General features: G+C 65.1%; 11 protein-coding genes and 1 pseudogene. 11 read left to right on the plus strand and 1 reads right to left on the minus strand.

Features of this window, described 5'->3' with window-relative positions:
- The first annotated feature begins 18 nt into the window (after positions 1 to 18).
- Positions 19 to 411, plus strand: a complete 393-nt coding sequence (locus tag JNK99_RS10325; RefSeq protein WP_291852403.1) for a hypothetical protein — start codon at positions 19 to 21, stop codon at positions 409 to 411.
- Positions 411 to 1,211: a hypothetical protein gene (locus JNK99_RS10330; RefSeq protein ID WP_291852406.1), complete on the plus strand. Its 801-nt coding sequence runs from the start codon at positions 411 to 413 to the stop codon at positions 1,209 to 1,211. The genes JNK99_RS10325 and JNK99_RS10330 overlap by 1 nt, the downstream gene beginning before the upstream one ends.
- 734 nt (positions 1,212 to 1,945) lie before the next feature.
- On the opposite strand, the gene JNK99_RS10335 is transcribed toward JNK99_RS10330, so the two are convergent.
- Positions 1,946 to 2,098, minus strand: a complete 153-nt coding sequence (locus tag JNK99_RS10335) for a hypothetical protein (RefSeq protein ID WP_291852409.1) — start codon at positions 2,096 to 2,098, stop codon at positions 1,946 to 1,948.
- A gap of 307 nt (positions 2,099 to 2,405) precedes the next feature.
- Between JNK99_RS10335 and JNK99_RS10340 the strand changes: the two genes are divergently transcribed.
- The 9 genes and pseudogenes from JNK99_RS10340 to JNK99_RS10380 all read left to right on the plus strand — a co-directional run.
- The gene (locus JNK99_RS10340) at positions 2,406 to 2,684 is read left to right on the plus strand and encodes a hypothetical protein (RefSeq protein ID WP_291852412.1); all 279 of its coding nucleotides are present in this window, start codon (positions 2,406 to 2,408) and stop codon (positions 2,682 to 2,684) included.
- A 3-nt stretch (positions 2,685 to 2,687) separates the two neighbouring features.
- Positions 2,688 to 3,722: a hypothetical protein gene (locus JNK99_RS10345; RefSeq protein ID WP_291852415.1), complete on the plus strand. Its 1,035-nt coding sequence runs from the start codon at positions 2,688 to 2,690 to the stop codon at positions 3,720 to 3,722.
- Between the two features lies 1 nt (position 3,723).
- The gene (locus JNK99_RS10350; protein ID WP_291852418.1) at positions 3,724 to 4,605 is read left to right on the plus strand and encodes a hypothetical protein; all 882 of its coding nucleotides are present in this window, start codon (positions 3,724 to 3,726) and stop codon (positions 4,603 to 4,605) included.
- 2 nt (positions 4,606 to 4,607) lie between these two features.
- Positions 4,608 to 5,147 (plus strand): hypothetical protein, encoded by a 540-nt coding sequence (locus tag JNK99_RS10355; protein ID WP_291852421.1) that lies wholly within the window; start codon positions 4,608 to 4,610, stop codon positions 5,145 to 5,147.
- On the plus strand, positions 5,144 to 6,259 hold the full coding sequence (locus JNK99_RS10360) for a peptidoglycan-binding domain-containing protein (RefSeq protein WP_291852424.1): 1,116 nt from the start codon (positions 5,144 to 5,146) through the stop codon (positions 6,257 to 6,259). Before JNK99_RS10355 ends, JNK99_RS10360 begins: the two co-directional genes overlap by 4 nt.
- Positions 6,259 to 6,897: a phage baseplate assembly protein V gene (locus JNK99_RS10365; protein ID WP_291852427.1), complete on the plus strand. Its 639-nt coding sequence runs from the start codon at positions 6,259 to 6,261 to the stop codon at positions 6,895 to 6,897. The genes JNK99_RS10360 and JNK99_RS10365 overlap by 1 nt, the downstream gene beginning before the upstream one ends.
- A 3-nt stretch (positions 6,898 to 6,900) precedes the next feature.
- The gene (locus JNK99_RS10370; RefSeq protein WP_291852430.1) at positions 6,901 to 7,344 is read left to right on the plus strand and encodes a hypothetical protein; all 444 of its coding nucleotides are present in this window, start codon (positions 6,901 to 6,903) and stop codon (positions 7,342 to 7,344) included.
- A complete protein-coding gene (locus JNK99_RS10375) occupies positions 7,344 to 7,553 on the plus strand; it encodes a hypothetical protein (RefSeq protein ID WP_291852432.1) in 210 nt (69 codons plus the stop codon). Before JNK99_RS10370 ends, JNK99_RS10375 begins: the two co-directional genes overlap by 1 nt.
- A pseudogene (locus tag JNK99_RS10380) lies at positions 7,553 to 7,749 on the plus strand (hypothetical protein); the annotation flags it as partial. The gene JNK99_RS10375 and the pseudogene JNK99_RS10380, both read left to right, overlap by 1 nt.

A 7,749-nucleotide genomic window follows, 5' to 3' on the forward strand; every position in this document is an offset into this window, starting at 1 on the left:
GTTGAGGAGTGAATTGCCATGACAGCGCTTTTCGTCGCCAACCGTAGCAGCGTCCTGATCGATGGCGCTGCGGTCGAAGGTCTGCAATCACTGGCTTTCCGTGTCGTCACCGAACGTGAGGATATCCGCGCCGTCGGCAGCGGCGAGCGGGTGGATGTCAGCTTCGGCCTGCGCACCGTGCAGGGAGAGCTGGTCGTCAAATCGGCCACTTACGTCCTCGACACACACCTTGCCCAGCAGAGCAGCTTTCAATTGGTAGCCAACCTGAAGAAGGACCCGGCTGCCGATGCGCCAAGGCGGACGCTGTCCTTCGACGATTGCTACGTCGAAGGCAAGTCGTTCGGCATGGACGCTGGCAGCTCGGCGGTCACCACATACGCCTTCAGCGCCACCCGGATTCGCGAAGAATAGTGCCGGCAGCGGATCACGTCATCGACATCGATGGCCTGGTTTACGCAACCAATTTTCAGGGTTTCGACAAGGCAATGAACGCGCGCTCAGCCGCCGGAGCAGAAGTCGACTTGCGGCCGTGGCCCTTGTCGGCGCATCTCAATGCGCTCGATGAGTGCGTCGTACCGACGGCGCGTGGGCTAGCCCTGGATACACGCGAGCTCAGCCTTCGCGTCCTGGCGCACAGCGGCGTTGCCGAGGATGCGCAGGCCAGCTTTGCTCCGCTGGCGCTATGGTGGGCGAGTGGCGGCAAAACGTCGCCGACAGCACTCGGCGGCGGCTGGTATGACTGCGGCGGCGTTCGGCTCCACTTGCGGCCGTGGACCAGTGGCGAGCGCTTCCGGGCCATGGCGCGCTGCCGCAGGGCCGACGGGGATGGCGAGCGCTTCGACTTGGGTGCTTACCTGCGAGCGATGCTCGAGACGAGCGTGGTCACCGTCGAACCGGCCCGTGTGCTCGACGAACTGGATTCCGGCGCGACGCGCTCCCTGCTTGAGGCCGTCATCGACTTGAACGTTGTTTCCCCCGAAGCGCTTGCCGATTCGATTCCCGATACGCCGGAAGCCGACCGCGTCACGCTACGGCTGTGTCGCGCCCTCGGCTGGACGCCGACGCAGGTCTGGGCGACGCCGGCGGTGGAAGTGGACCGCTTGTTGCGCCTGCTCGATCGGACCACGGCCAGTGAAACTGCCGCACCGGCGCGCGTTGCGCGCCTTGCGGATCACCCGGATGCGACCGTGATCCGGATCGAGGACGACTGAATGCCATCCCTCGCTCGCTCGGCCGACATCGAGCGCCAGTTGCTGGCGCCGCTGGAAGCGCTGTTGCGGGATGCGCAAGCGCTCCTCGGCGTGGAACTCGACGCGGATCGGCTGGAAGAGGCGGCCGGCGCAGCATCGTCCGGATCATCAGGGGATCCTTCTTCGGCGCCGGACCGGGGGCAGTCGGCTACCCACGGGATTGCGCGACCACTGGTTTCGCGGTTCTCCAGCCCGGTGCTGCACGGCGCCGTCGATTCAACGCAGCCAGAAGCGTTGACTCTGGAACCAGGCGCGATCCCGAAGAGACCGTTCGATCGCGCTGAACGTGGGTTTTCATCGCCGAATGCCGAGGCTGCCATACCGGCCGAGCCGGAGAGGGCGCGGTTCGAACAAGCTTTGCAGTCCACTTGGTCGACGCCGCCATCCGACTCGCTCCGGGTCGAGACTGCCAACCATGGTGCTCAGGACAATGGCACTCAGCCGGTGCCGCCAACCTCAGGAACTCCCCTGTCCCCAAGACACACGGCAATGGACGGCCCCAACGGTCATGGCTTTGGGCTGGCACCCAAGATGATGAAAGCCATGGCCGTTCCCTCCCTTGCAAGGCGCATTCCGGCTTGCACGCCGGAATTGCTCGTTGGGCACGGAGCATGCTCCGTGAATTCCCCATCTCGCCCCCCGATCCCTCTCCCGCAAGTGGGCGAGGGGAGATTCGCGAGTCGCTCACGCGACTTTCACGGTAACGAAATGGCGCCACCTGCGCATTCGCAGCCAATGTCGAGAGAAGCCACATCGACAACCAGCGCGCCACTGCCGTCATCAGCCACAGCCGAGCGTGCGTCGATGCGCTCGGCAACCCCTGCTTCCAGCCCGCGACCGTACTTCACCAGCCCGGCCCCGCTCGCCGAATCGTTCGCCTCCTGCTGTGAGCGCGATGCTGCGTCAGATCCAGCGGCCGAATGGCTCCTCTCATCTGGCAAACGCCCGGAGACGCCCACAGCCACGATGCCGTCCGGCGATAGCCGGCAACAGACAGACGCAGAAACCACTTCACCAGCCGCCCACCTGACAGGCATTTCGCAGCGCGTCAGGCCGGCGCCAGAGTCATACCGAACGCTCGCAGTTCCCCTGCGCCCCCGGCAAGCTCCGCCCCCCGAACGATCGTTCGCCACCGCCGAGGCGACAAAGACACCCGTGCCGGGAACCCACTTACAGGCGGCTGCGAGGCGACTGGCCAGCGCCGTCGATCCCTCACTCGAACAAGCCTACCGGCTCACCCAGACCAGGCTCGACACTTCCGCCGCTTCCGCGTCAGAGCGTATTGAATCACCCAGCCTGGTGCGCAACACCTTCAACGTCACCGTCGCTCTACATACCGACGACGCGAGCGCGAGCCTTGATCCGACGGCTCTGGCCGACGCACTGACCGAGGTCCTGCTGACAGCCGCGCGTCGCCACGGGCTGGAGATCTGAGCGATGACCGCTGCGCTGGCCTACCGCATCGAGATCGGCCGACAGACCGCGAGCAGCGACGCGGCCGATAACGAGCGGCAGTTGCTGTCTTTGCTCGTTCGGCTCGGCATGGACGGCGCCAGCGGCGTTTGCGAGCTGCTGTTCGGCGGCCCGGAGGCCCCCGCGCCGCAAGCGGGCGACCCGCTGCGCGTCGAACTCGATGCTGGTGACGGTCTGCGGAAAGTGTTCACCGGGACGGTCGCTACGGTGCGTATCGATACCACCGGCCAACACGTCACCGCCTACGACGATCTCCACAAGCTGGCCTGCTTTGAAACCGAAGCCAGTTACGAAAACGTCGACGTCGATTTCGTGATCAAGGACGTCCTGCAACGGGCCGGGGTGGCTGGGGGCCGCATCACCAAAGGTTTCAAACTTCCGTCGTACCTGCTGACCCGCAGTCCGGGTGCCTTGCGGCAGCTGCTCGAACTCGCTGGCTGGTGCGGCGCGGACCTGTTCGGCGACAACGAAGGCCGGGCGCATTTCGTTACCCCTACCGAACAGGGTGCTGCACACGGTTTCGACTTCGCGACGAATGTGCTGCAGATCGAGATCCAGGCGACGCCGCCGATCCACGACAGCGTCGAGGTTTTCGGTGAAGGCGCGGCAGGCAGCCAGGGCGCCGACAAGTTCTGCTGGCTGGCGAGCGATCTGGCCGGGGCCAGCGGCCAGGCGGCAATCGACCCGCAGGGCGCGGTTGCCGTCGGTCGTACTGGCAAAACCCCGCGCCGCCTGACCCTCGGCGTCGTACGCAGCGGCGAGGCAGCGCAACACGTGGCCGAGGCGCAGATGCGGGCGCTGGCGGCACGCTGGCTGCGTGGCCGGATCGAAGTGCTCGGCCGGCCCGGCGTGCTTCCCGGTGATCGGGTCCGGCTCATCAACATTCTTCCCCGACATGCGGCCGCCAACCTGCTGCTGGGGCCACATTCCTTGCGCGTTCGCCAGGTCAGCCATGTTCTCAGTCGTCGGCGCGGCTTCGTGACCCGGATGGAGTTCTGAGATGACGGTGCGCATCGGTCAGATCGAGCTGAACGGCGTCCAGAACGTCTACACCGAGGAGTCGAGAGCGCTCGTCGAGCAACACGTTCCACGCCAGGAGGGCAGCATTTTTCAGGACCTCGGCCGAGACCCGCTGACAGTCTTCGTCGATGGTCTGCTTTTCGGCGCCACCGCGCTATCCGGGCTCGAGCGCCTGCGCGCCGCGCGCAGCACCGCCGAACCCATGCCCTTCGCCGCCGATGTGCTGGCCGGCAGCGAGTTGACCGAAATTCTCATCGAGGATCTGCAGGTCCGTCAGGTCGCCGGCTATCCGGATCGTTACCGTTACACGCTGCGCCTGCGTGAATACAAGCGCCTGCCGGGGCCGGCCGAAGCCTTGCAGCAACGGATCAATACCGATGTCGCAGCCGACGCGGAATCCTGGGCCGGCGGCAGTCTGGCAGCGGCGAGCGTGCTGCTCGATCCGGCCAGCCTGCCCACCGCCCTCCTGCAGCAGCCGCAGCTGCTCGAACACCTCAACGGCGCCGATCTCGGCAAGAGCGTCCTGCTCCAGGCCGACCGGCTGACTGGCTCGGATTTCGGCGGCATGCTGCAGGCGGTCGGCAAGCTCGATCTGGCCAAGGCACAGGACCTGGTCGAAGTCCTGCGCGACGCCGATGGTCTGTCCGGCCTGTTGCAGAAATGCGTGGACGAAGGCACCGATTTCCTCAGCGAGCTGACCGGGATCGATCTGAAGCAAGTAGCGCCGCTGCTCGACGCGCTGCGCGACGGCTTCGAGTTCCTCAAGACGCTGAAGGATGTCGCCGAAAGCGCCAGCCAGTTGTTCCAGCACCTCGCTGATTTCGACCCATTGAAGCAACTCCGGTCTCTCTCCGAGGGATAGCGATGAGCGACTCGGCGAACGTCTTTACCGACCTGGACCACTTTTCGACGCGTCTCGGGACATTGTTGAGTTCAAGCGCTGCCGGACAGGCACCGAAAATCGCCAGCAAACTGCGTGCCGAAAAACAGCTCAAGGTGGCCATCGAGTCTCTGATCAAGATCCTGGAGGGACTCGCCCAAGCCACCGAGAACCTGAAAAAGCCCATCGAGAAAGCCGTCGAGGTCGCCGCTGGCTGCGAGGCGATCGCCGACAGTCTCGATGCCTTCGGCGACGGAGAGAGCCTGGGCAAGGTGGCGAAGCTGTGCGGACAAAGCGACGGTGTGGTGCAGCCGATTCTAGACAAGATCGTCCTGATACGCGGCCCCCTCAAGGCAGCGCTGAGCATACTTGGTAGCCTGCCGACGCCCAGCGAGTTGATCGAGCTCAGCAGGAACCTGACTGATCTGGCAGACGACCTCAAGGCGCTGCAAGGGAAAATCGAAAACCCCATCGCGTCCACCAGCATTCCCACCGCATCGACCACCGGAGGCAAACAGACATGAGCGAAGCCATTCCTTATCCGACGCGCGCCGCAGAGGCACAAGACAACCCTTTTCAGACTATCGCCCAGTTGCTGCGATCGCTCCGGGAATCGCTCGAAGGAACCAAACGGCCCGGCCAGGCGCCACGCTGGGTGCGTATCGCGCGCATCCGGACGTACCGGGGCGACACCGATTTCATTTCGAAAGCAGTCATCCCCGCCATCGACAAAGCGCTCGCCTTCACCGTGCTGTATCTCGCGTACCTGACGCTGCAAGCGCGGGACCTGCTGCACCAGGCCGACTCCGCCAAGGCACTGGTCGAAACGTCCGGCGAAATGCTGCAGGTCGTCACCACCGAAGAGTTCACCCAGGCCCTGGCAGAAGCCATCGACCAGAAAGGCGTCGTCAACCCGCTGCGCGAAGCGCGCGCCGTCATCGACAAGGTGACGACTTTCGTCGACAAGGTTCCCGACCCGGCCGACCTCGATCTGATCAGCAAGGAACTCTACGGCCTGCTGTGCATCGAGCAACTGCCGCTCGACGAGTCCGGCCTGGGCGCAGCAACCGAGACGCACCTCAACCTGGAAACCACGGGAAAAATTCGGCTGCTGCAGATGGCGCTCGACAAATCGATCCGCATCCGTGGCCTCGGCGCGAACAGACAGGGCGAACAGGAGGTCGCTCTTCTCGGCGGACGTCGTCTCTGGGCCGCCGCCGCGGATCTGCCGGGCAAGGCAATCGGACGATGGGGGGATGACCCGAATAGCCCGAATAGCGAGACCATCTACGAATTCGATTTCACCAGGAGCGAATTCGCCGGCCAGGACATCGCCGAAGCCAACGGTCTGCTCGAAAAGCTCGGCTACGTCGAACCCGAGGCAACCGACGCCAAGACCTTCGACGACGCGCTGCAGCGGCGGCTGCGCCGCTTCCAGAAGATCAACGGACTGGCGATCACCGGCCAGCTCGACAATCCGACGCTGAACGGCCTGCAGCACCTCAACTACACGAGCAAGGCGCTGGAACGGGCAAAGCCGTTCGATGCGACGGCCCTGGAGGACTTCGATGACAGCGCGGCACCAGAGATGCGCGCGATACCCGAAACACCGAAGGCAAAAAGCAGCCGCCGTTGATGAACGATCCGATCGCGATCATCCGCGCTGTCGTTCGCGACGAGTTGCGCGCCCTGCGACTTGGCGACATTGCTGTGGTCACCAGCGTTTTTCCGCACGCCGGCGAAGGCGACACCTACAACCACTACTGCAACGTCAAGCTCCGGGAGGGCGATCTCGAGCTGCGCAAGGTACCGATTGCGACGCCGCATGTCGGCATGGTCAGCGCGCCGGTGGTCGGCGATCTGGTACTGCTGAGCTACGTCGGCGGCGACGCCAACCGGGCGGTGATCGTCGGCCGGCTGTACTCCGATCAGGCGCGGCCACCACTGCATGAAGAGAACGAGTGGCGGGTAGAAGCACCGCTGCACGGCAAGACCTCGTTGGCCATCGACAAGCAGGGTGCGCTGGTGCTGACCACCGGCAAGACGATGCTGACCATGCATCAGGACGACAACGTCGAAATCGCCGGCGAGACCGACCTGAAGATCACCGTCCAGGGCAACGTGGAGCTGAAATGTGTCGATTGCGCGGTCGACGCCTCGGGCAATATCGACCTCGGCCTGGGCGGCGGGGGGGTCATTACCGACATGACCCACAAGTGCTACTTTACCGGCGCCCCCCTGGTCGGGTCGAAATCCGTCAAGGCGAAAGGTTGAGCCATGCCCTCACCGACCGCTGAACAACTCACAGGCTTCGCCCGCTCAACGCTGGACAGCGCCGGCATCTGCGGGCGGGACGCACCAGGGCTGGCGCAGGCGCTCGCCAAGACCACCGCGCAGGCGCTGGCCATGTTCCTGAACCAGGCGCAGGTCCTGCCCGGAATCCCGGCTGCCGCGCCGCCACCCGCCCACAGCGGCAGCACCGTCGGCCCGGGAAGTCTGATCCCGCCGCCGGCCGGTGGCCCGGTCGCCGAGCAACTCGAAGGCCTGGCTCTGGCCGACCTGCGAGGCGAGGGAATTGCCGGCGAAAACGCCCCTGACCTAGCCAAGGTGATCGCCGGCAGCCTCGCACAGGCAATCGAGCTGTTCACGGCACAGGTCCAGGTCGCCCCCGGGATCGCCATCAGTGGCCTCGTCACCAGCAGTCCGGGGAATCTGATCTGATGCCGGCGCCGAGCAAGAGTCAGTTGCAACCGCTGGTCGGCGCGCTCACGCTCGATAACGGCCTGCACGGCCACGACGCCCCTGCCCTCGCCGATGCGATCGCCGAGATCATCGCCCAGGCGCTGGCGCTTCTGCTCACGCAGGCCAGGGTCGCGCCGGGAATCGCCTGCTCGCCAGGCGCCACCACCGCACCCGGAAAGCTGATCTGATGGCCGATATCTTCAAGACCGATCTGCGAATTGTTGTCCAGGACACCGGCCACGGCCCCGTCGTCGAACTGGCCACCGGCGCGAACGGTCCGGCGGCCGTCAGCGGCATCGATAACCTGGTGCAGGCGCTGACCCTCCGGCTGCTCGTCGATCAGGGAGAACTCGAAGCCCTCGGGCATCCGCGCTACGGCAGCCG

The organism is Accumulibacter sp. (genome assembly GCF_016789985.1).
Taxonomy (GTDB): Bacteria; Pseudomonadota; Gammaproteobacteria; order Burkholderiales; family Rhodocyclaceae; genus Accumulibacter.

Bases quoted from the DNA above. Each gene is read 5' to 3' on its own strand.
- JNK99_RS10350 (WP_291852418.1), top strand. From the start codon at position 3,724: ATGACGGTGCGCATCGGTCAGATCGAGCTGAACGGCGTCCAGAACGTC.
- JNK99_RS10375 (WP_291852432.1), top strand. From the start codon at position 7,344: ATGCCGGCGCCGAGCAAGAGTCAGTTGCAACCGCTGGTCGGCGCGCTC.
- JNK99_RS10365 (WP_291852427.1), top strand. From the start codon at position 6,259: ATGAACGATCCGATCGCGATCATCCGCGCTGTCGTTCGCGACGAGTTG.
- JNK99_RS10355 (WP_291852421.1), top strand. From the start codon at position 4,608: ATGAGCGACTCGGCGAACGTCTTTACCGACCTGGACCACTTTTCGACG.
- JNK99_RS10325 (WP_291852403.1), top strand. From the start codon at position 19: ATGACAGCGCTTTTCGTCGCCAACCGTAGCAGCGTCCTGATCGATGGC.
- JNK99_RS10360 (WP_291852424.1), top strand. From the start codon at position 5,144: ATGAGCGAAGCCATTCCTTATCCGACGCGCGCCGCAGAGGCACAAGAC.
- JNK99_RS10370 (WP_291852430.1), top strand. From the start codon at position 6,901: ATGCCCTCACCGACCGCTGAACAACTCACAGGCTTCGCCCGCTCAACG.
- JNK99_RS10345 (WP_291852415.1), top strand. From the start codon at position 2,688: ATGACCGCTGCGCTGGCCTACCGCATCGAGATCGGCCGACAGACCGCG.